At 38.7% G+C, this 21814-nt stretch carries 23 protein-coding genes; 22 read left to right on the forward strand and 1 reads right to left on the reverse strand.

The features are described 5' to 3' along the window. Positions 1 to 188: 188 nt before the first annotated feature. The 3 genes from LIS78_RS06965 (at position 189) to LIS78_RS06975 (ending at position 2808) form a co-directional block, all read left to right on the forward strand. Positions 189 to 1205, forward strand: coding sequence for a CAP domain-containing protein (locus tag LIS78_RS06965; protein WP_252284869.1), 1017 nt, complete (start codon positions 189 to 191; stop codon positions 1203 to 1205). Between the two features lie 84 nt (positions 1206 to 1289). After that, on the forward strand, positions 1290 to 2066 hold the full coding sequence (locus LIS78_RS06970) for a sporulation protein YpjB (RefSeq protein ID WP_252284870.1): 777 nt from the start codon (positions 1290 to 1292) through the stop codon (positions 2064 to 2066). Between the two features lie 64 nt (positions 2067 to 2130). Further along, entirely contained in the window at positions 2131 to 2808 is a 678-nt protein-coding gene (locus tag LIS78_RS06975) for a zinc metallopeptidase (protein WP_013056088.1), read from the forward strand. A 29-nt stretch (positions 2809 to 2837) separates the two neighbouring features. On the opposite strand, the gene LIS78_RS06980 is transcribed toward LIS78_RS06975, so the two are convergent. Next, positions 2838 to 3704 (reverse strand): YitT family protein, encoded by an 867-nt coding sequence (locus tag LIS78_RS06980; RefSeq protein WP_013056089.1) that lies wholly within the window; start codon positions 3702 to 3704, stop codon positions 2838 to 2840. A gap of 312 nt (positions 3705 to 4016) precedes the next feature. Here LIS78_RS06980 and LIS78_RS06985 point away from each other — a divergent pair, with 312 nt between their 5' ends. The 19 genes from LIS78_RS06985 (at position 4017) to LIS78_RS07075 (ending at position 21810) form a co-directional block, all read left to right on the forward strand. Then, the gene (locus LIS78_RS06985; protein ID WP_057238605.1) at positions 4017 to 4346 is read left to right on the forward strand and encodes a nucleotide pyrophosphohydrolase; all 330 of its coding nucleotides are present in this window, start codon (positions 4017 to 4019) and stop codon (positions 4344 to 4346) included. Positions 4347 to 4359: 13 nt separating this feature from the next. Beyond that, positions 4360 to 5160, forward strand: a complete 801-nt coding sequence (gene dapB / locus LIS78_RS06990) for a 4-hydroxy-tetrahydrodipicolinate reductase (protein WP_028414089.1) — start codon at positions 4360 to 4362, stop codon at positions 5158 to 5160. 12 nt (positions 5161 to 5172) lie between these two features. Then, on the forward strand, positions 5173 to 5571 hold the full coding sequence (gene mgsA, locus LIS78_RS06995) for a methylglyoxal synthase (RefSeq protein WP_013056092.1): 399 nt from the start codon (positions 5173 to 5175) through the stop codon (positions 5569 to 5571). A 10-nt stretch (positions 5572 to 5581) separates the two neighbouring features. Continuing rightward, positions 5582 to 6292 carry a bacillithiol biosynthesis deacetylase BshB1 gene (bshB1, locus tag LIS78_RS07000; protein ID WP_209151234.1) on the forward strand — a complete coding sequence of 237 codons (711 nt, stop codon included), beginning with the start codon at positions 5582 to 5584 and terminating at the stop codon, positions 6290 to 6292. Next, a complete protein-coding gene (gene bshA, locus LIS78_RS07005; RefSeq protein WP_252284871.1) occupies positions 6293 to 7420 on the forward strand; it encodes an N-acetyl-alpha-D-glucosaminyl L-malate synthase BshA in 1128 nt (375 codons plus the stop codon). A gap of 15 nt (positions 7421 to 7435) precedes the next feature. Then, positions 7436 to 8629, forward strand: a complete 1194-nt coding sequence (locus LIS78_RS07010) for a CCA tRNA nucleotidyltransferase (protein ID WP_252284872.1) — start codon at positions 7436 to 7438, stop codon at positions 8627 to 8629. Next, positions 8614 to 9603: a bifunctional biotin--[acetyl-CoA-carboxylase] synthetase/biotin operon repressor gene (locus LIS78_RS07015; RefSeq protein WP_013056096.1), complete on the forward strand. Its 990-nt coding sequence runs from the start codon at positions 8614 to 8616 to the stop codon at positions 9601 to 9603. Before LIS78_RS07010 ends, LIS78_RS07015 begins: the two co-directional genes overlap by 16 nt. Positions 9604 to 9875: 272 nt before the next feature. After that, complete coding sequence (gene panB / locus LIS78_RS07020) at positions 9876 to 10709, forward strand: 3-methyl-2-oxobutanoate hydroxymethyltransferase (protein ID WP_028407963.1); 834 nt, start codon at positions 9876 to 9878, stop codon at positions 10707 to 10709. Position 10710: 1 nt separating this feature from the next. Beyond that, positions 10711 to 11568 carry a pantoate--beta-alanine ligase gene (gene panC, locus LIS78_RS07025; RefSeq protein ID WP_209151235.1) on the forward strand — a complete coding sequence of 286 codons (858 nt, stop codon included), beginning with the start codon at positions 10711 to 10713 and terminating at the stop codon, positions 11566 to 11568. Continuing rightward, positions 11569 to 11952, forward strand: coding sequence for an aspartate 1-decarboxylase (panD, locus tag LIS78_RS07030; RefSeq protein WP_028407965.1), 384 nt, complete (start codon positions 11569 to 11571; stop codon positions 11950 to 11952). It begins immediately after the preceding gene. Positions 11953 to 12154: 202 nt separating this feature from the next. Continuing rightward, positions 12155 to 14956 (forward strand): ATP-dependent DNA helicase DinG, encoded by a 2802-nt coding sequence (dinG, locus tag LIS78_RS07035; protein ID WP_252284873.1) that lies wholly within the window; start codon positions 12155 to 12157, stop codon positions 14954 to 14956. A gap of 88 nt (positions 14957 to 15044) precedes the next feature. Then, on the forward strand, positions 15045 to 15842 hold the full coding sequence (locus tag LIS78_RS07040) for a ComEC/Rec2 family competence protein (RefSeq protein WP_252284874.1): 798 nt from the start codon (positions 15045 to 15047) through the stop codon (positions 15840 to 15842). Positions 15843 to 16030: 188 nt separating this feature from the next. Then, on the forward strand, positions 16031 to 16201 hold the full coding sequence (locus tag LIS78_RS07045) for a YpmA family protein (protein ID WP_013056102.1): 171 nt from the start codon (positions 16031 to 16033) through the stop codon (positions 16199 to 16201). Between the two features lie 11 nt (positions 16202 to 16212). Then, a complete protein-coding gene (locus tag LIS78_RS07050; protein ID WP_252284875.1) occupies positions 16213 to 16701 on the forward strand; it encodes a cell wall elongation regulator TseB-like domain-containing protein in 489 nt (162 codons plus the stop codon). Between the two features lie 133 nt (positions 16702 to 16834). After that, positions 16835 to 18019 (forward strand): pyridoxal phosphate-dependent aminotransferase, encoded by a 1185-nt coding sequence (locus LIS78_RS07055; RefSeq protein ID WP_013056104.1) that lies wholly within the window; start codon positions 16835 to 16837, stop codon positions 18017 to 18019. A gap of 155 nt (positions 18020 to 18174) precedes the next feature. Then, positions 18175 to 19467 (forward strand): asparagine--tRNA ligase, encoded by a 1293-nt coding sequence (gene asnS, locus LIS78_RS07060; RefSeq protein WP_057238583.1) that lies wholly within the window; start codon positions 18175 to 18177, stop codon positions 19465 to 19467. A gap of 336 nt (positions 19468 to 19803) precedes the next feature. After that, positions 19804 to 20511, forward strand: coding sequence for a DnaD domain-containing protein (locus LIS78_RS07065; RefSeq protein WP_252284876.1), 708 nt, complete (start codon positions 19804 to 19806; stop codon positions 20509 to 20511). Positions 20512 to 20651: 140 nt separating this feature from the next. After that, entirely contained in the window at positions 20652 to 21323 is a 672-nt protein-coding gene (gene nth, locus LIS78_RS07070) for an endonuclease III (protein WP_195780770.1), read from the forward strand. Then, positions 21310 to 21810: a YpoC family protein gene (locus LIS78_RS07075; RefSeq protein ID WP_195780769.1), complete on the forward strand. Its 501-nt coding sequence runs from the start codon at positions 21310 to 21312 to the stop codon at positions 21808 to 21810. The genes nth and LIS78_RS07075 overlap by 14 nt, the downstream gene beginning before the upstream one ends. Positions 21811 to 21814 lie beyond the last annotated feature (4 nt).

The raw sequence follows: 21814 nt of genomic DNA on the forward strand, positions 1-21814 counted from the left end.
AGCGAAAGCCAACTGTTTGCAGTATATTCGTAAATAGTTGGCTTTTTCTTTTGTTTCCTTTATACCAATAGCTATTTTTTTTTGAATGCATGTATAATAGAGATAAAAATAAGTTAAACAGGTAAAGAAAACAGGTGTAAGGAGAGGAAGAAAAGCTGAAAAAAGTTATTTTTATTCTCGTATTAATAGTGGCATTTGTATACGCGGAGGATTATTTACCTCAGCTAGAGAAATATCTAACGGGTCAAAATATTGAGCAAAATCAAACGGATTCCAAAAGTCAGCCTACACAAGAAGTGGCTTCTTATGAAAAACAAAGTGAAAATATGATGAGACTCATTGGAGATCATTCAGAACAGTTAATTGGAATGCTTGGAGAGCCGGATCGTATTGATTCTTCTGCATATGGATATGACTGGTGGATTTACAAAAAGAATCGTCAAACGTATGCGCAGGTAGGAGTAGAAAATAATCAAGTCGTATCTGTATACGTCATTGGTTCAAAAACAAATACAGATCCTTTTGAGATTGGTGAGAAGCGAGAAGAAGTAGAAAAAAGAGTTTCACTTTCATCCGGACTCACGCTTCAAAAAGACGGAAATGAATACCGATTTCGTCTGAGTGAAGAGGATATGAAAATGCGCCCAATTATTAAATATGGAGATGTATACGTCCAACTATATTTTGATCAGTTCCTTAATACAATCTCAAGTATTCGAATTATGGACATGGACACGCTATTAAAACAGCGTCCGTACGAAATTGTTTATCGCGGCGAGCTTCCAACAGCTCCGTCATTGACCTCGGAGGAGTGGAAAAGTGTACAAGAAGGAGAAGAACAGCAAATTATCGATATTACAAATGTAATTCGAGACCGGTTTCAGCTGTCACCTTTAGCTTGGGACGAAGCCACTGCCGGAGTAGCATATTTACACAGCAAAGAAATGAGCGACTTAAACTATTTCTCTCACGTTTCACCAGCACAAGGTGATTTAGGCAACCGTCTGCAAAAAGGCGATGTAGTATATCGTATCGCAGGCGAAAATATTGCCTCGAATTATCATGATGGAATCGCTGCGGTTGAAGGGTGGCTTAATAGTGAGGGACATCGTAAGGCTTTACTCAATAAAGAGTTTACGCGTCTTGGTGTAGGTGTATATGAGAAATATTATACGCAAAACTTTATCACTCCGATGAATGAATAGTAAGATTAAAACTTCCTTTTGAAAATAGGTCTACTCTTGTCCTCTTTCTCATAAGTTTTAGTAGAGGTTAGAGGAGGGACGAGAATGAAAGGAAGAATAGTAGGAATATTGCTCGTACTTTTCTTTGCATATACGACTACTGTACATGCAGCTGAAGGGCAGTGGGAAAAGCTTGATAACTTATCTGATCAAACGCTATCGCTTGTAGAGCAAAAGGAGTATAAAGCAGCCCAACATTTGTTCAGAAACTTTTCGAATGAATTTACCAGTCTCAATACAGCTTCTTTGGGCGTATCGGCCGAAGATATACGTATTTTAACTCTTTGTTATGAACAGGTAGAAAGGTCTCTTTTATCTTCTGATTCCAGTGATGAAGAACGTCTTCAAAAAGCTACTCAATTTCGATTATTAGTCGATGCGCTGCACAGCAAGCATCAGCCTATGTGGACTGAGCTCGAAGGCAGTATGCTAGCAACATTTAATGAGATGCGAAATGAAGCGGTAAAAGGAGAACAAGCGGCTTATGAAGCGCAGCTTAAGCAATTTTTGAAGGAATATGATATGATCTTACCGAGCGCGCAGGTAGACGTGTCGTCTGCCTACGTACAGCGTGTGAGCGCGGACGTTCACTTTTTACAAACTGAAGGAACGCTAAGTGAGATTAACGATGAGCAGTTTAACCAAATGGAACAAAACTTAAAAGATTTTTTTGAACAAGTAAAAGAAAATCGTACAGACCCGTCTTTTATTTGGGTTACAATTACCACCGGAAGTATTATTATTGCTACACTTTTTTATGTAGGAGCGCGAAAATATTTCGCTGACCAGAAAAGAAAGTCAGCTAGAGGGCGTAATGATTGACGTAAAAGCGCAGAATTGTCTAAAATAAAAGAGTAGTCAAACACATAATGAAAGGTGTGGGTAAATGAGCTTTTTGATTTATTTTCTCATTATTATCCTTGTGCCAATTTGGGCACAGTTTAAGGTGAGAAGTGCTTACAAAAAATATTCACAAGTAAGCAACTCATCAGGAATGACAGGTGCAGAAGTAGCAAGAAAAATTTTGGATGAAAACGGGTTGTACAACGTTCACGTAGAGCCTGTAGGCGGATTTTTATCGGATCACTACGACCCTCGTTCAAAAGTAATTCGTTTGTCAGAAGACAACTATTATGGAACGTCTGTTGCGGGCGCTGCCGTTGCGGCTCACGAAGTGGGACACGCGATTCAAGACAAAGAAAACTATTCGTTTTTACGTCTTCGCCACTCGCTTGTGCCGGTGGCAAGCCTTGGATCAAACGCTTCTTGGATTTTAATTATGATTGGAATTATCGCGTCGATTAAGCCGTTGCTATTGTTAGGTATTATCTTCATGGCAGCAGCGGTCGTATTCCAAGTTGTAACACTGCCTGTTGAATTTAACGCTTCAAGCCGAGCGATGACGCAAATCGTCTCAGTCGGAGCAATTCGAAATGACGAAGAGCGCGAGACGCGCAAAGTGCTTAACGCAGCGGCTTTAACATACGTAGCAGCCGCAGCAGTAGCAGTTCTTGAGTTGGTTCGTTTAATCATGATTTATACCGGAATGAATAACGACGACTAATAAAAAAATACCGCATTAGCGGTATTTTTTTATCTTTCAAGCGGTTTTTTATTTTCATCAAGGGTAAATCCTTCACCTAAGACATCATGAACATCGGTAACTGCAACGAATGCGTGTGGATCTACAGAAGTAATAACTTGCTTTAAACGGAAAATTTCATTTTTACTAACAACGCAGTATAGCACGTTGGTATCTTGCTTAGAAAAAGAACCTTGCCCTTTTAAAATCGTCACGCCTCGATCCATTTCTTTCATAATTTTATCCGATATGGCTTCGTTATGATTCGAAATGATGGTTGCTCCTTTGGCGGCATACGCACCGTCTTGCATAAAGTCAATAACCCGTGCAGCGACAAAGACTGCAACAAGCGTGTACATAGCTTCTCGGTAGGATAAATAAATGAGAGAGGCACTAATCACAATAAAGTCAAAAAGAAACATCGTTTTCCCCATATTCCACCCGATATATTTTTGAACAACACGTGCGATGATATCGACTCCTCCTGTTGTTCCTCCAAACCTGAAAATAATGCCAAGACCCACTCCAATAAAAACACCGGCAAAAAGAGCTGCTAGAGTCATATCATGACGCAGGGGCATATTCACCGGGAAGCGCTGGAATATCCATAAGAATAACGATAAGCTAACGACTCCGAGCATGGTATAAATAAATGCTGTTCTCCCTAATAGTTTCCACCCTACAAAAAACAAAGGAATATTTAACACTAAGTTAGAATAAGAGGGATCAATGTTAAATAAGAAAAATAAAAGCAGGGTAATGCCTGTGAATCCACCTTCAGCTAAATTGTTTTGCATGTTAAAATTAACAAGTCCAAACGCAAATATGGCAGCACCAAGCAGTATAAAAATAATATTTTTAAATCTGAGACCTTTCATACTTACAAACCTCCTATGACCGTTTTTGCACTACCTTATCATAAAGGAATATATTTCATTTCGTAAATAACTATCGAAAAGATTTTTGAAAATAGTAAAAAGTGATGATGTTTCTTCTAGTGCTATGTATTAGTAGTATCCTCAATTCGTAAAATATAGACAGATTTTTGAGAATTAAGGGAAACGTGAGGAATATTGTGAAAGAGCATCTCACAAAGGCTTGGTAAGAAGAAGTAATTACACTAAATAATTTGAAGTAAAGATGTTATAATAGTAAGCTGAGTGTACTTCTAAAAGAGGTGAAATAAAAAGATGTCAAAAAAAACGATGGAGCAAATGCAGCAAGAAGTTGATGCATATATTAGCCAATTTAAAGAAGGATATTTTAGTCCTCTTGCTATGCTTGCGCGAATGTCCGAAGAAGTGGGCGAATTATCGCGCGAAATTAACCACTATTATGGTGAAAAGCCAAAGAAAACGACTGAAGCAGAACGTACGGTCGAAGAAGAAATGGGCGACATTTTATTTGTATTAATTTGCTTTGCAAATTCATTAAATATTAATTTACAAGAAGCGCATGATCGCGTTATGAATAAATTTAATACGCGTGACAAAGATCGCTGGACGAAAAAAGAAGACTAAGGAGAGAAAAAGAATGGACAAAATTCGAATTGTACTTGCAGGACCAAGAGGTCGTATGGGAAAAGAAGCTGTATTATTAATAGAAGAAACAGAGCATTTTGAATTAGTAGCAGCGGTAGATCGTATCAATGAAGGAAAATACATAAGTGATATTGAAGGAATGCCAAATGTACAAGCGCCAATCTACACGGATATTGAAAAATGTTTTCAAGACGTTAAGGCAGATGTTTTAGTTGATTTGACAACACCTGAAATTGGGCGCGTTCATACTAAAACAGCCCTAACATATGGAGTAAGACCTGTTGTAGGAACAACTGGCTTTTCAGAAGAAGATTTAAAAGAATTAAAGCAGCTTGCTGAAGAGAAGGAACTTGGCTGTATCATTGCACCTAATTTTGCGATTGGCGCTATTTTAATGATGAAGTTTTCACAAATGGCAGCAAAATACTTTGATGATGTTGAGATTATTGAAATGCATCACGATCAAAAGTTAGATGCACCATCAGGAACAGGCTTAAAAACAGCGGAGCTTATCAGTGAAGTTCGTGAAGCAAAAAAACAGGGTCATCCTGATGAAAAAGAATTGCTAGAAGGGGCGCGCGGTGCAGATTATGAAGGAATCCGTCTACATAGCGTACGCCTGCCAGGACTGATTGCTCACCAAGAAGTGATGTTCGGAGGATTTGGACAAACATTAAAAATCCGTCATGATTCATACAACCGTGCTTCTTTTATGTCAGGTGTGAAGCTAGCTGTTGATACAGTTATGAACGTAGACACACTTGTATATGGATTAGAAAATATTATTGACTAAGGAGCGAGAAAAATGAAAATCGCCTTAATTGCACATGATAAAAAGAAAAATGATATGGTACAATTCACAACAGCCTATCAAGCGATTTTACAGGAACATTCGCTGTTCGCAACAGGAACAACAGGAACGCGTATTTCAGAAGCAACAGGTTTGAAGGTTCACCGCTTTCAATCGGGGCCGCTTGGAGGAGATCAGGAGATAGGAGCTTTAATTGCTCAAAATGAAATGGATATGGTTATTTTTTTCCGCGATCCGTTAACAGCTCAGCCTCATGAACCTGATATTTCAGCTCTGATGCGTCTATGTGACGTATATGCGGTTCCTCTTGCAACGAATATGGGAACAGCAGAGATTTTAATTCATGGACTTGAACGAGGCGATTTGCATTGGCGTTCAATTATAAAAAAATAGGGTGAAGATAATGAAAGAAACAATAGATATCCTTGCCTTTGGTGCTCATGCCGATGATGTAGAAATCGGCATGGGTGGAACCATTGCAAGAATGAGTGAACAAGGTTTGAAGGTAGTTATTTGCGATTTGACGCAAGCTGAACTTTCTTCAAATGGAACGGTTGGAATTCGAAAACAAGAAGCGTCCAAAGCTGCTGACGTCTTAGGTGTTCATGAGCGAATTCATCTGCATTTGCCAGACAGAGGTTTGTTTTTAAAGCCAGAGTATATAGCTGAAATTGCATCAGTCATTCGCACGTATCAACCAAGGATTATATTTGCTCCTTACTTTGAAGATCGTCATCCTGATCATGGAAATTGTGCAAAGCTTGTAGAAGAGGCCATGTTTTCAGCTGGCGTTAAAAATTATATCGATCATAAGAAGCAAAAAGCTCATCGTGCTGAGTCTCTTTATTTCTATATGATAAATGGATTTCATAAGCCAGATTTTATCGTAGATGTATCAAGCACGTTTCAAAAGAAAGTAGCTAGTCTAGAGGCTTATGAAAGTCAATTTATAAAAACAGCAGATACGTTTGATACGCCGCTGGTAAACGGATATATTGAAACAGTAGAGAGCAGAGAGCGATTATTTGGCAAAGAAGTCGGGGTAGCATACGGTGAAGGTTTTTTATCTAAAAAACCGATTTTGATGTACGACGATTTAGTAGGTGGAAAATAAATGAAGTTGAAAATTGGTATTACATGTTATGCTTCCGTTGGAGGTTCAGGAGTGGTAGCAACGGAGCTAGGGAAGCTGCTGGCTGAAAAAGGGCACGAAATTCATTTTATTTCCTCTAGCATGCCTTTTAGATTGACGAAAGTATATCCAAATATTTATTTTCACGAAGTAGATGTAAATCAGTACTCCGTCTTTAAATACCCTCCGTATGATCTCGCTTTATCCAGTAAAATGGCTGAAGTGGCTAAAAGAGAAAAGCTTGACATTATTCATACGCACTATGCAATCCCCCATGCCGTTTGCGGGATTTTAGCTAAACAAATGGTGGAGCACGAAGTGAAAATTGTGACGACTCTTCATGGGACAGATATTACGGTTCTAGGAGAGGATCCATCGTTAAAAGATTTAATTAAATTTGGGATTGAGAAATCAGATGCAGTGACGGCTGTATCTCAGTCACTTGTTGATCAAACTCACCATTTAATTAGTCCAGATAAAGAAATTGAAACGATGTATAATTTTATTGATGAACGAGTTTATCATAAAAAAGAAGTTCAGTATTTAAAAGCGGAGTATGGCATATTAGAAAATGAAAAAGTCGTTATTCATATTTCAAACTTTCGTCAAGTCAAACGAGTTACAGATATAGTCAAAACATTTACTATTATTAATAAAAAGCTTCAGTCTAAGCTGCTGCTTGTAGGAGACGGCCCTGAAATGACGGTAGTGTCTCAATTAGTAAGAGAGCTAAATCTTCAAGATTCTGTGTTATTTCTTGGGAAACAAGAAAATGTAGCAGAATTATATTCGATTAGCGATTTAAAACTGTTATTATCTGAAAAAGAAAGCTTTGGGCTTGTACTTTTAGAAGCTATGGCTTGTGGTGTTCCATGCATCGGAACAAATATAGGCGGAATTCCCGAAGTAATTGAACACGAAAAAACAGGATATATCTGCGAAGTGGGAGACGTCGAAGAGGCAGCGAGCAAAGCAATTCAGCTACTTGAAAATGAACAGCTGCATCACCAAATGAGGGAAGCGTCTCTAAGCGCAGTTAATCATAAATTTCATTCAACAGAGATTGTGAGTCAATATGAAAAACTTTATTATAAATTGGTACAGGGTTGAAGAATGGAGGAAGTTATGAAAGAACCGTTCATTCATCCGCTTTATATTATTGAAAAACTGGAGACAGCCGGTTACGAAGCGTATTTTGTTGGAGGAGCGGTCCGGGATCTCATTTTAAATCGGACGATTGGAGATATTGATATCGCTACGTCAGCTAGGCCTGAACAAGTGATGGAACTCTTTTCTAAGACGATTCATGTAGGAATCGAGCATGGTACGGTTGTGGTTGTCCATGAGAACGAGACTTATGAGGTAACCACTTTTCGTTCTGAGGGAGAATATGATGATTTTCGTCGTCCCTCGTCCGTTACGTTTATTTCGTCTCTGATAGAAGATTTGCAGCGTCGTGATTTTACAATCAATGCAATGGCTATGAATGCAAAGGGAGAAATTATTGATCCATTTAATGGAAGAGAAGATTTGCGAAACCAGTTAATTCGTACTGTCGGAAATGCTAAAGAACGCTTTCATGAAGATGCTCTTCGTATGATGAGAGCCGTTCGCTTTGTCAGTCAGCTGGCGTTTTCACTGTCTGATCAAACTAAAAGAGCCATTCAGCAATACGGTGAACTGCTGAGGCATGTTTCTATTGAACGCATTACAGTTGAATTCGAAAAAATGCTGAGCGGAAAGCGTCCGTCTTTAGCATTAGCACTTGTAGCAGATACGGAGCTGTATCGCTACTTGCCCCAACTGAATGTAGATCCGCAAAAATTCCGATCTGTTTGTGCACACGATTGGATGATGCTTCAGCGAGTATCGGAGTCATGGACACTTCTGGTACATCTACTCGACATTCAAGACAAGCAGGCATTTTTTAAAAGCTGGAAATTATCTAATAAGCAAATTAAAGATATTCAGCTTCAGTCTATTGGTCTTCGAGACGTTTTGGAAAATGGATGGTCAAAACGCATCATGTATACCATTGGAGAGCAGGCCAGCGTGAGCGTGAATCGTATTTTACAACTTCTTCGAAGCAATGAGTATATGAATGAACATGAGCTTCTTTACATCTATAGCGAGCTGCCTATTCATTCTTTAAAAGATTTAGATATAAATGGTCAAGATCTTTTAGTGTGGACAGGTAAAAAGGGTGGTCCATGGGTGTCTCAACTGTTAAAAGAAATTGAGGAGAAAGTTCTATACAATGAGTTAATGAACACGAAATCTTCAATAAGAAAGTGGGTGCAGTCTTGCAGTCAGATATAAGAAGAACGCTGCTTGAAATGTTTACGAACGCAGATGGGGACTATGTGTCCGGCCAAAAGATCAGCGATTTATTAGGCTGTTCAAGAACAGCTGTATGGAAGCATATCGAAGAGCTACGAAAAGACGGCTATGAACTTGAAGCTGTTCGTAAAAAAGGCTATCGTATTGTTGGGAAGCCGAACAAAGTAAGCAGCAACGAGCTTTTATTAGGGCTCCAAACAACAAAAATCGGTCAGTATATTCATTATGAGGAAAGCGTGCATTCTACTCAAAAAATTGCTCATCGAATTGCTCAAGAAGGAGCCAAAGAAGGAACGGTCGTAGTTGCTGAAGAGCAAACGGCAGGGAGAGGAAGACTTGATAGAGCGTGGTATTCCCCAAAATATACTGGTGCCTGGATGAGTATTATACTGCGTCCTTCTATCCCTCCGCAGCAGGCTCCTCAGCTGACTCTACTATCAGCAGTGGCTGTTGTACAGGCCATTCAAGAAGTGACGAACCTTTCTCCAGACATTAAATGGCCTAATGATGTTTTATTAAATGGGAAGAAGCTAGTTGGGATTTTAACAGAAATGCAGGCTGATTTTGACCGGATTCATTCGGTCATCATTGGAATCGGCATCAATGTGAATCAGCAGGAAACGGATTTTAATGAACAAATCAAACACATTGCCACATCTTTACGTATTGAAAAAGGTGAAGAAATTAATCGTGCGGCTTTGATGCAAGCGTTTTTCTTAAAGTTAGAAACCCTTTATGAAGAATACTTAAAAAATGGCTTTGGTTTAATTAAAGTTCTTTGGGAAACGTATGCGATCAGTATTGGAAAGCGAATTATAGCACGCACGATGACAGCCAACATTGAAGGCTTTGCAAAAGGTATAACAGATGAAGGCGTTTTATTGATTGAAGATGATGAAGGAGTTATACACCGAATTCATTCTGCAGATATTGAGCTCTCTGCTAAAAAATAGTAGAAAAATAAAGAAATTTTTATTATAATACGAGTATCAAGGTAGTATCGTAAGAACTTCACTTGATACTCGTTTGTTTATTTTTAATACGACAATAAATCTGCCTTGATCCATTAAGGACTAGGACAGAGGGATGACGCGTAGGTAAGCACATTAGGTAAAGTGTGCTTTTTATAGATGAAGTCTGTCAAAGTCCTTCTTCCTTTTATAGGTAGAAGGACTTTTTGTGTGCAGACGTGCGCTCATCTCCTCTGAGAAGGAGGAGAAAGTTAGTGAAAACAAAATTAGATTTTTTACGTATGAAACAAAACAATGAACCAATTGTGATGCTGACTGCGTACGATTATCCGTCAGCTAAGTACGCTGAGGAAGCAGGCGTAGACATGATTTTAGTAGGCGATTCTCTAGGAATGGTCGTTTTAGGATATGACTCTACGATTCCTGTAACGGTAGATGATATGATTCATCATACAAAAGCGGTTAAAAGAGGAGCTGCTGATACATTTATCGTCACCGACATGCCATTTATGTCCTATCACGTGTCGAAAGAAGACACGATGAAAAATGCTGCTCGTATTATGCAGGAAAGCGGAGCTCATGCTTTAAAAGTAGAAGGTGCAAAGGATGTTCTTTATACAATTTCAGAATTGACGCAAGCTGGTATTCCGGTTGTTGCACATCTCGGGTTAACTCCTCAGTCTGTCGGTGTCCTGGGCGGTTATAAAGTGCAGGGAAAAGAAGCGAAAGAAGCCAAACAGCTAATCCAAGACGCTATCAAGTGTGAGCAGGCGGGAGCTATTGCTGTTGTATTAGAATGTGTTCCTAAACAAGTAGCAAAACAAGTAGCTGAACGCTTGAGCATTCCAACAATCGGAATTGGAGCAGGAGCTGACACGGATGGTCAAGTACTTGTATACCACGATGTATTAACGTACGGAGTAGAGCGTGTGCCAAAATTTGTTCAGTCATTTGCGAAAATAAATGAGCCTATTTTACAGGGGCTTTCTCAGTATGTAAGCGAAGTGAAAAAAAGAGAGTTTCCGAAAGAAGCACATACTTTTTCAATGAAAGAAGAGCAGTTAACGGCACTGTACGGAGGGAAATAAGATGAAAGTCATTACAACAATTAAAGACATGCAGCAGGAGATGAAAAAAGAAAAGCAGCTTGGACGCTCAATTGGATTTGTCCCGACGATGGGCTACTTGCATGAAGGCCATGCTACTTTGCTTGGAGCAGCCCGCACAGAAAATGAAGTAGTGGCGCTAAGTATTTTTGTGAACCCGACTCAATTTGGACCAAATGAAGATTTTGATACGTATCCAAGAGATTTTGAGCGCGATGAGCGCGTGGCAAAAGAAGCTAACGTCGACTATTTATTTTATCCTTCAGTAGAGGAAATGTATAAGTTAAGCCGTTCAGTTGCTATAACCGTGACAGATCGTGTAGACGTATTGTGTGGACAGAAGCGCCCCGGTCATTTTGACGGAGTAGCCACGGTACTAACAAAGCTTTTTCACATTGTAACACCAGATCGTGCATACTTTGGTAAAAAAGATGCACAGCAAGTTGCTGTAGTAGATGGCCTAATTGAAGACTTTAATTTCCCAGTGGAGCTTAGAGCAGTAGATACGGTGAGAGAAGCAGATGGATTAGCTAAAAGTTCTCGTAACGTATATTTAACAGATAAAGAAAGAGAAGAGGCACCTGTTTTGTTTAAGAGTTTACAAAGCGGTCTGCAGCTTCTTGAAAGTGGAGAGAAGCATGTAGAAATCATTAAACAGACGATTCGAAAAGAAATTGAGCAATATACGAGCGGTAAAGTGGATTATATCGGGGTTTATACGTATCCAGAGCTAAAAACGATTAAGCAAGCCGCTGGCAAAATCATTATTGCATTAGCTGTTCAATTCTCTAAAGCCCGTTTAATTGATAATGTAATTGTAGACGTACAGGGGGATAACTAAATGTTTCGCACGATGATGAATGCTAAAATACACAGAGCTCATGTAACTGAAGCCAACTTAAATTATGTTGGGAGCATCACCATTGATGAAGATATCATCGACGCAGTAGGAATCGCAGCAAATGAAAAAGTCCAAATTGTAAACAATAATAACGGAGCTCGCTTGGAAACGTACGTGATTCCCGGCGAACGCGGGAGCGGCGTAGTTTGTTTAAATGGAGCTGCTGCAAGACTCGTGCAGCCTGGAGATATCGTCATCATTATCTCTTATGCGCTCGTAGCAAATGAAGAAGTAGCTCACCATCATCCAACCGTAGCGATTATGAATGAGCAGAATAAAATCCAACAATTGCTTAAACAAGAACCAGCTGGTACAATTCTATAAGAACAGTCCCCCTTTATGAGGGGGATTTTTATTTGAATACATACGCTAGTAAGTGAACGGTATAAACCTCTATACACACTAAAGTAAAACTTCTATGTATGAAAGCCTCTCTGTTTTTCACGAGAAGGAGTTGCGCTTTTAAAGCATATAGAGCAGGCTTTCACTTTATACTATAAAAAGACAGACTTGCGAGGTGTTGACCGTGAATAAACGCTTTGTTGTGGTAGATCTTGAAACGACGGGACATTCTCCAAAACAAGGAGATAAAATGATTCAATTTGCTGCTGTCATAGTAGAAGACGGCAAAATTGTTGAACGTTTTTCTAGTTTTTTAAATCCTGGTATGGATATTCCGCCTTTTATTACACAACTAACTAACATTCAAAATGATATGGTGAAAGATGCGCCTTTATTTGAAGAAATTTCACCTAAAATTATAGAATTGCTAGATGATGCTTATTTTGTTGCACATAATGTGGCATTTGATTTAACTTTTTTACAAGAAGAACTCTATCAGTGCGGAAGGGAGACTCTTTATAATTCAACCGTAGATACCGTCGAACTGGCTCGGATTCTGCTGCCTACAGTTGATGGGTACAAACTTAGCCAATTAGCTGAGTATTTACATATTGAACATGAAAACCCTCATCAAGCAGATAGTGATGCAGAAGTAACGGCACGTATTTTACTTTTACTAATTGAAAAATTAAAGAAGCTCCCTTTAACAACCTTGAAGCAGCTATACGCGCTAAGCTTGCACTTTAAAAGTGAAATTGGAGAACTGATTCAACAAGTTATAGATGATAAAAGTTATGCAGAGGATGATTCTTATGAATTCATACATGGCATTGCGTTAAACAAATATCAGCCGCATTCAGCTAATGAAAAGCAGTACTCTCATACTTACGAAATATTTGAAACTGAAAAGCAAAAGCTGTTCCATCAGGCTCTGCCATTGTTTGAAGAACGAAAAGGGCAGTGGGATATGATGAACTTTGTACAAGAGTGCTTTGCAGGTAACGAGCATGCTTTAATTGAAGCCGGGACCGGTATTGGTAAAACCTTCGCTTATTTAGTTCCTGCCGTGTTTTATGCTTCTGTTCATCATCACCCAGTCATTATCTCAACTAATACGGTAACGCTTCAGCAGCAAATCATCGAAAAAGATGTGCCCATTCTAGAAAAAATTGTTCCGTTTCCTGTTACAGCAGCTGTTTTAAAAGGAAGAGAACATTACATTAGTATAAGAAAATTTATTCAGCTCTTAAAAGAGCGCAATAATAATTACGATGCGATCCTCACAAAAGCGAAGCTGCTTATTTGGCTGACAGAAACCGAAACGGGCGACAGCGATGAAATAAACCTGCCTTCTGGCGGCAAACTTTTTTGGGAACAGCTAAATGAAAGCAATCCGTCTCCAAGTGACTTTAAGCATCCTTGGAAACTTTATTCTTTTTATGAACGAGCGCAGAACAGAGCGCAAAATGCCCATATAGTAGTGACAAATCATCGCTTGCTGTTGATGGATGTGATGAGTAATCATGAGCTGCTACCTGATTATGAACAGATTATTATTGACGAGGCTCATCACTTAGAAGACATTGCCGGAGAAGAACTGGGGGAGCGCTTAGATTATTTTTCGGTTCATGCGCTATTAAACCGAATCGGAACCATTCAAGACAAAGGGCTGTTAAAAAAAGTTCATCATACGTTTGTAAAATATAGCATCGAGCTTAACACTGAACTTCTTCAAAATCTGTTTGTGCAGCTTCATTCTGAGTGCGATGACTTATTTCGTTTGATTCATTCTTTTGTCCAAAAAAGAATCGGCAATCAGCAGGGCGAGATTGGAAGAAGCAGCTATCGATATAAAGTGGAAAAAGAGCATGGGCATTACTGGACGGCTATTCAAGAAGCAGCGTCGCGCATTCGTTTTTTAATTCACGATCTTTTTACATGGAATGATGGGGCAAGACATTCCTTTGACGAACTATATGACAAAGTCACAAAAAATGAACAGTCGTCTCTTCATGAATTTCAAACGGCTGTTAAAGGATTTGAGCACATATCTCAGCAAATAGAAAAGCTTCTGTTCAAACAGCAGAGTAATCACGTAACGTGGTTTGAGATTGAACCAAAAGGAGCAGCGAATGCTACGTATATCTATAGTCAGCCTACTTCCATTGCCGATACGCTGGCTGATGAATTTTTCGCTAAGAAACAAAGCGTTATTTTAACATCGGCTACATTGACGGTGAATGAAACATTTGATTATTTAATTCAAGAGCTAGGGTTATATGACTTTCAGCCTGCTCAACTCATTCTCCCTGCCGAGTTTGATTATGAGAAGCAAGCTAGAGTTTATATTCCTCAAGATATGCCTGCTGTTAACGAAGTATCATTATATGAGTATAGCGCTATGATGGCAGAAAGTATTCTTGACGTAGCTAAAGTAACAAATGGTCGTATGCTGGTGCTTTTTACTTCATATGACATGTTGAAAGCTACGTATGGTTATTTAAAAGAGTTAAACGATCTTGAAGAGTTTGTACTGCTCGGTCAAGGAGTCACAACTAGAAATCGTAATAGACTGTTAAAAGACTTCAGCCAGTTTGAGCATTCTATTCTTTTAGGTACAAACAGCCTGTGGGAAGGAATTGATCTGCCAGGAGATTTATTATCATGTCTCGTAATTGTCAGACTTCCTTTCTCATCTCCAAATCAGCCTCTGCTGACAGCTAAATTTGAGCAGATGAAAAAAGAAGGGAAAAGTCCTTTTATGAATTATTCACTTCCTCAGGCCGTTATCCGTTTTAAACAAGGATTTGGACGGTTGATTCGTTCAAAAAGTGACCGAGGAGCTATATTTATTTTTGATAATCGTATTACGCGAACAGCATATGGGTACCATTTCCTTCACTCACTTCCAAAAGTCCAGGTTGTTCAAAAAACGTTTTCGAATATCTTACTGGACTACAAAGAATGGTGGAATGAAAAGACTTGAGCATACGCTTAAGTCTTTTTTTATGCATACTGTTTCTGCACTTGAGAGACGATAGTAATATACTATGATAAGCAAATGAGGACAGTGTATGATTAAAATGTTGCTAAGTGCTGTACTGTTTTTTAGTTTTATGAACTGTTCGGTTTCAGCAGCCGTCATTAAAAACGTAGATTTTGGTTTACAAGCTGATGAAATAGTGATCACCTTTTTACCTCTTTCAGCTGGAGAAGCGAGTCTGATTCAAGACGGAAGCGGTGAGACCATTTTGATAAATACCGGGAATGCATCTTCCTATCCCGAGCTAAAGAAGTGGTTGAAGCGATATAAAGTGAAAAAAATCAACCAATTAGTGATCACGAAACAGCAAAAGTACTATGATTCAAATGTTCAGCGAGCTGTGAATGATTATCATATAGAGCGTATTATTGTCCCGGCTCAGTACCAGGCGGAATTTCAAACAGAGAAGTGGAAAGAAAATGATTTATTTCAGTTAACAGATAATATACACGTTGATGTCTTGCATGCATCGAAGCAAAAAACAGCGGCTATGGATCTATTATTTACGATCGGAGAACATCGGATTCTATATGCAATGAGCAGCTCAGATGAAGTAGAAGAAAAGTTTTTACGCATTCCTCTTACCCATGTAGATGTATTGAAAATTCCTAATTTTGGAGAGGGAACGTTTTTTTCGAATGCATTTTTGAAGCAATTAGATACACAGCTTGCCGTTGCGTTTACGAAACCAGGCCGTTCCTATTCTCCTCGCCTGCTTTCAAATTTAACAGCTGAATGGATTGAATTATATGACGTAAGAGAAGGGAGCGCTTACTCTATTAAAATGTCGCTAAAATCCTATGATGTGATGAAATTTTCTGCAAAATAAACAAATTTCCTTTTGCAAAAAGAGGTAAATTCCTTATAATATTATATATGTTTACTTATTTATTCGGTTTTTACGCAAAACGTACAGACTCGATTGATGAGTGAAAAAGATGACGATGGTTTTTGATACCTGTTATAATACGGATATCGTCATTTTTGCGTCGTGATAGACGAGCTAGGAGGTTTACAATGGAAAGTAGGATTGAAGTATTATCAACTGTCCGCGTGGAAAATTCCTCGGATTTATATAAAATTGTTGATAGTTTGAATCGCACGTTGAAAAAGCAAGATTTGATGTTCGGATTAGCGTTAGATGAAGAAGATCAAAGCAAAGCTGTATTTACAATTTATCGTACATAAGTAGGGATTTTATGAAAAAGTTAATTATTGTAGCGGTAGCTGCTGTGCTTTTAATTATCGGGGGCATTTCTTTTAGCATTTATCACTCGTCCGTGAAGGATGTTCAGTCTGCTGAGGAAAAAGCAGCATCCCAAGCAAAAAAAGAATTTAATTTGAAATCTGTCACAAGCACCCAGCCATATTTCGGCAATCATGCATTTTATGTAGTAGAAGGTACAAACCGAAGCAATCAAAAGGTAATTGCTTGGATGCCTAAAAGCAAAAAACAAACAGCTGTTTTAAAGAAAGCAAGCAGCGGGATCACAAAAGAGAAAGCCATTTCCATTGTGAAAAATGATAAAGACCCGCAGGAAATTAAGTCGGTGCGCCTAGGCATTGAAAATAAAAAGCCGCTGTGGGAAGTAACATATGTGGATAAAGATAAGAAACATTTAACATACTATTATCTTGATTTCTCTAGCGGTGAATTTATAAAACGATACAGCTTATCTCAATCATAAATCGTTTATACCATATGAAATACCATATGTGTCATAATATAAGATTTCAGCGCTTTATGAAAATAAAGCCAATTTTTTATCTATAATCAGCCCGCAGGCTGATTATAGCTTTAGTTCATAGGGGGAGATTTTAGTGAAGTTAGCAAAACGTGTATCAGCATTAACGCCATCATCAACATTAGCGATTACAGCAAAAGCGAAAGAATTGAAAGCGGCTGGTCATGATGTGATTGGACTTGGAGCAGGGGAACCTGATTTTAATACGCCGCAGCACATTTTAGAAGCGGCTGTCACAGCAATGAATGATGGTCAGACAAAATATACGCCAGCAGGCGGCCTTGCACCATTAAAAGAAGCGGTAATTGAAAAATTCAAACGCGACCAAGGCCTGACGTATTCACCTTCTGAAATTATTGTTTGTACAGGTGCTAAGCACGCACTGTATACGTTATTTCAAGTTCTGTTAGACGAAGGTGACGAAGTGATTATCCCGACTCCTTACTGGGTAAGTTATCCTGAGCAAGTAAAGTTAGCAGAAGGTACACCAGTATTCGTTGAAGGTTCTGAAAATAACGAATTTAAAATCACACCTGAACAATTAGAAGCGGCTATTACTGCTAAAACCAAAGCTGTTATTATCAATTCACCAAGCAACCCAACAGGTATGATTTACACAAGAGAAGAGCTTCAAGCTTTAGGAGAAGTTTGCTTGAAGCACGATATTTTTATCGTATCAGATGAAATTTATGAAAAGCTTGTGTATGGTCAAAATGAACATGTATCGATTGCACAGCTTTCACCAGCGTTAAAAGAAAAAACAATTATCATTAACGGTGTTTCTAAGTCACATTCCATGACGGGCTGGCGCATTGGATATGCAGCTGGTGATGCTACAGTTATTAAAGCGATGACAAACCTAGCGAGTCACAGCACGTCAAATCCAACATCTATTGCTCAATATGCAACAATTGCTGCTTATAACGGCACTCAGGAGCCGGTAGAAATGATGCGACAAGCTTTTGAAGAGCGTCTAAACGTGATTCATGAAAAGCTGATTAACATTCCAGGGTTCTCATGCTTAAAACCACAAGGTGCTTTCTACTTATTCCCTAATGCAATTGAAGCTGCAAAGTTAACTGGTTTTGATACAGTTGATGCATGGGTAGAAGCTATTTTAGAAGAAGAGAAGGTAGCGCTAGTGCCTGGATCAGGATTCGGTTCACCTGAAAACGTACGTCTTTCTTATGCTACATCACTAGATCTGCTAGAAAAAGCAGTGGAACGCATCCATTCATTTATGACTCGTCATATGAAATAAAAAAGGTTATATTTAAAAACAAAGGAGCCTTTTAGCACAAATCACACGTGTTAGAAGGCTCTTTTTGTTTGTTACTTGTTATTATGTTTGTCGAAATGTATAATAGGATGGCATACATAATTACGAAATGTAAGTTTTTTGGAGGGATATTAATCGTGAAAATTACGATTTCAGAAGCAAGCAAGCATGTAGGAAAAGAAGTAACAATTGGTGCTTGGTTAGCGAATAAACGTTCAAGTGGTAAAATCGCCTTTTTACAGCTGCGCGATGGATCAGGATTCATGCAAGGGGTAGTTGTAAAAGCTGAAGTAGAAGAAGAAACTTTTAAATTAGCTAAATCTATGACGCAAGAATCATCACTATATGTAACAGGTGTGGTACGTGAAGATGAGCGCTCACCGTTTGGCTATGAGCTAACAGTTACAAGCCTTGAAGTTATTCATGAAGCTGTTGATTATCCAATTACGCCAAAAGAACATGGAACAGAGTTCTTAATGGATAACCGTCATTTATGGCTGCGTTCTAAACGTCAACATGCTGTTATGAAGGTTCGTAACGAAATTATTCGTGCAACGTATGAATTCTTTAACGAAAACGGGTTTACAAAAGTAGATCCTCCAATCCTAACAGGAAGTGCTCCTGAAGGAACAACAGAATTATTCCACACGAAATATTTTGACGAAGATGCATATCTTTCTCAAAGTGGACAGCTTTATATGGAAGCAGCGGCAATGGCGCTTGGAAAAGTATTTTCATTCGGTCCAACGTTCCGCGCTGAAAAATCTAAAACACGTCGTCATTTAATTGAGTTTTGGATGATTGAACCAGAGATGGCTTTCTACCAATTCGAAGATAACTTGAAAGTACAGGAAGAGTATGTGTCTCATGTCGTACAGTCTGTTTTAACAAACTGTAAGTTAGAGTTAACTGTACTAGGCCGTGATACATCTAAGTTAGAACAAATTAAAGCGCCATTCCCTCGTATTTCGTACGATGAGGCTCTTAAATTCTTACATGAAAAAGGATTTACAGACATTCAGTGGGGAGATGATTTTGGAGCACCGCATGAAACAGCTATCGCAGAAAGCTATGACAAGCCGGTATTCATTACACACTATCCAACGTCATTAAAACCATTTTATATGCAGCCAGATCCAACAAATGAAGACGTAGTATTATGTGCAGACTTAATCGCACCAGAAGGCTACGGAGAAATCATTGGAGGCTCTGAACGTATTCATGATCAAGAGCTTTTAGCTCAGCGTGTAGAAGAGCACAAATTAGATACAGAAACGTACAAGTGGTATTTAGAGCTTCGTAAGTATGGCTCAGTTCCACATTCAGGATTTGGTTTAGGCCTTGAGCGTACGGTAGCATGGATTAGCGGCGTAGAACACGTTCGTGAAACGATTCCATTCCCACGCTTATTAAACCGTTTATACCCGTAAAGAAGTGAAAAAAGTATTCTGACTCTTGTAGTCAGGATACTTTTTTAGCTTTTTTTATGAATCATAAAAAGAAAAGAAAAACGAGGCTTTTACTTATAACACAGGGAAACAAAGGTAAACATAGAAAAGAGTCTAACTTAAAAGGGAGTTGCAATTCTCGAAAAAATAAGTTAGTGTAATATTCTTGGAAGAAAGTCATCGTTCGTATATATTTTATATGTGCAGAGCAATGGTACGGTTTCAGCGGAAAGTTTTACATAGAAGCTTTTTTAGCTTCGAATAATTATTACTTTGACTATAAACTTCATGATATACTAACTACTGAGGTGTTCGGATATGAAAAAAGAAACGTTAATTGAATGGTTTGAACAAGGCACAGTTTCAATTCCGAAGCTGCTGTTTAATCACTATAGCGATTTGGGAATGAACGAAACAGAATTCATGACGTTAATGCATATTTATGTTTCCATTGAAGGCGGTGAAGGTTTCCCGACACCTAACGAATTGGCGGCAAAAATGAGTATTTCAAGTGCTGTCTGTATGGATACGCTGCGAGCATTAATTCAGCGCGGCTTTTTATCTATTGAGCAAGATCAACAGCAAAACGCCCTTATTTGTGAACGTTATTCATTAAAACCGCTTTGGGAAAAGCTTATTCATCATATGATGCAAGAAACAAGAGAAGTAGAAAAAAGCGAAGAAGAACAAGAAGAGCTTAATTTATATACAATGTTTGAAAAAGAGTTCGGCAGAGCATTGTCTCCGTTTGAATGCGAAACGCTAGCGATGTGGATTGATCAAGATCATCATGATCCAATTATTATTAAAGCGGCACTAAGAGAGTCGGTGATGTCTGGAAAATTAAACTTCCGGTATATTGATCGTATTTTATTTGAATGGAAGAAAAGTGGTATTCGGACCATTGATCAAGCCCGCAAGCATAGCCAAAAATTTCGTCAAAATCAACAGCCCAAAAAACTATCTTCTGTTAACCCTTCTCAGTCTACATCAGCCATTCCTTTTTTTAACTGGCTAGAGCAATGACAGGATAAAAAGCTGCTTCAAGATCCAAGTAATTGAATCTTGAAGCAGCTTTTTTAAAAGAATATGGACAAAAGTAGCATTTGACAGGAACCCTATTGTAAAATAGGAGGGAACTACCTGTAAGAAGAAGGAGAACTAGTATGTTAACGTTAAAACAAATCAGACAGTGCCTAGATGCTATGGCAGAAATGTTTCCTGACGCCCACTGTGAGTTAAATCATCGGAATCCCTTTGATTTAGTCATTGCTGTGGCGCTATCTGCTCAGTGCACAGATGCTTTAGTCAATCGCGTAACAGCGGATTTATTCAAGAAATATCAAACGCCTGAAGACTATTTAGCCGTTTCGTTAGAAGAGCTACAGCAAGATATTAGATCAATTGGCTTATATAGAAACAAAGCTAAAAATATTCAAAAGCTCTGCCGTATGCTCATTGATGAATACGGAGGAGAAGTTCCAAGAGATCGTGATGAGCTGACCAATCTTCCAGGAGTAGGGCGTAAGACGGCTAATGTTGTTGTATCCGTAGCTTTTGGAGTACCGTCAATAGCAGTAGATACACATGTAGAACGTGTAAGTAAACGCCTTGGGATTTGCAGGTGGAAAGATTCCGTTTTGGAAGTAGAAAAAACGCTGATGAGAAAAATTCCGAAAGATGAATGGTCTGTTACGCATCATCGACTTATCTTTTTTGGACGCTATCACTGTAAAGCACAGTCTCCTCAATGTCATGTCTGCCCGCTTCTTGATCTTTGCCGAGAAGGAAAGAAACGAATGAAAGGAAAAGAGAAGAAGACAGATGTTACCGATTGAAGTGCCGTCACATTTCATATGCGAACCATTCTATTCAAAAGAAGATCGGGTTCTTGAAGTAGATGAAAAAAATGGAAGAAATTATTTTGCTTATGATATTTTATACGATGTACATAAAGAAACGAAAACACCTTGGAGGGATGTTCAAAAGAACATACGGCCATTTTTTGAGAAGTGGGAAACTCAAAGGGAAGAACTGTATACGCTTTTTTCTCAGCGAAAAGCAAAAGAAGCGGCGCCTTGTATGAAACAAGCTGCTGCGATGTATATTAGTTTACTGTTTTGGATTAATGGACAGCCCGTTCGGCGTTTAAATCGGCTGCAAGAAGACATAGCGGACCTAACCTATAAGCCTATTAACTGTGCTGAGAGACTTATGTTTTTGCTGCAGCGAGTTTCTTCTTATCAAGCGTATATTCAGCTGACAGAATTATTTAATGAGCTGCGTAAGCAGTATGCAAAAATGCTTATTCTTCACAAGAAATAAAGCC

The organism is Priestia megaterium, assembly GCF_023824195.1.
GTDB classification, from domain to species: domain Bacteria; phylum Bacillota; class Bacilli; order Bacillales; family Bacillaceae_H; genus Priestia; species Priestia megaterium_D.

Bases quoted from the DNA above. Each gene is read 5' to 3' on its own strand.
- LIS78_RS06970 (WP_252284870.1), top strand. From the start codon at position 1,290: ATGAAAGGAAGAATAGTAGGAATATTGCTCGTACTTTTCTTTGCATAT.
- LIS78_RS06975 (WP_013056088.1), top strand. From the start codon at position 2,131: ATGAGCTTTTTGATTTATTTTCTCATTATTATCCTTGTGCCAATTTGG.
- LIS78_RS06980 (WP_013056089.1), bottom strand. From the start codon at position 3,704: ATGAAAGGTCTCAGATTTAAAAATATTATTTTTATACTGCTTGGTGCT.
- LIS78_RS06985 (WP_057238605.1), top strand. From the start codon at position 4,017: ATGTCAAAAAAAACGATGGAGCAAATGCAGCAAGAAGTTGATGCATAT.
- dapB (WP_028414089.1), top strand. From the start codon at position 4,360: ATGGACAAAATTCGAATTGTACTTGCAGGACCAAGAGGTCGTATGGGA.
- mgsA (WP_013056092.1), top strand. From the start codon at position 5,173: ATGAAAATCGCCTTAATTGCACATGATAAAAAGAAAAATGATATGGTA.
- bshB1 (WP_209151234.1), top strand. From the start codon at position 5,582: ATGAAAGAAACAATAGATATCCTTGCCTTTGGTGCTCATGCCGATGAT.
- bshA (WP_252284871.1), top strand. From the start codon at position 6,293: ATGAAGTTGAAAATTGGTATTACATGTTATGCTTCCGTTGGAGGTTCA.
- LIS78_RS07010 (WP_252284872.1), top strand. From the start codon at position 7,436: ATGAAAGAACCGTTCATTCATCCGCTTTATATTATTGAAAAACTGGAG.
- panC (WP_209151235.1), top strand. From the start codon at position 10,711: ATGAAAGTCATTACAACAATTAAAGACATGCAGCAGGAGATGAAAAAA.
- panD (WP_028407965.1), top strand. From the start codon at position 11,569: ATGTTTCGCACGATGATGAATGCTAAAATACACAGAGCTCATGTAACT.
- LIS78_RS07040 (WP_252284874.1), top strand. From the start codon at position 15,045: ATGATTAAAATGTTGCTAAGTGCTGTACTGTTTTTTAGTTTTATGAAC.
- LIS78_RS07045 (WP_013056102.1), top strand. From the start codon at position 16,031: ATGGAAAGTAGGATTGAAGTATTATCAACTGTCCGCGTGGAAAATTCC.
- LIS78_RS07050 (WP_252284875.1), top strand. From the start codon at position 16,213: ATGAAAAAGTTAATTATTGTAGCGGTAGCTGCTGTGCTTTTAATTATC.
- LIS78_RS07065 (WP_252284876.1), top strand. From the start codon at position 19,804: ATGAAAAAAGAAACGTTAATTGAATGGTTTGAACAAGGCACAGTTTCA.
- nth (WP_195780770.1), top strand. From the start codon at position 20,652: ATGTTAACGTTAAAACAAATCAGACAGTGCCTAGATGCTATGGCAGAA.
- LIS78_RS07075 (WP_195780769.1), top strand. From the start codon at position 21,310: ATGTTACCGATTGAAGTGCCGTCACATTTCATATGCGAACCATTCTAT.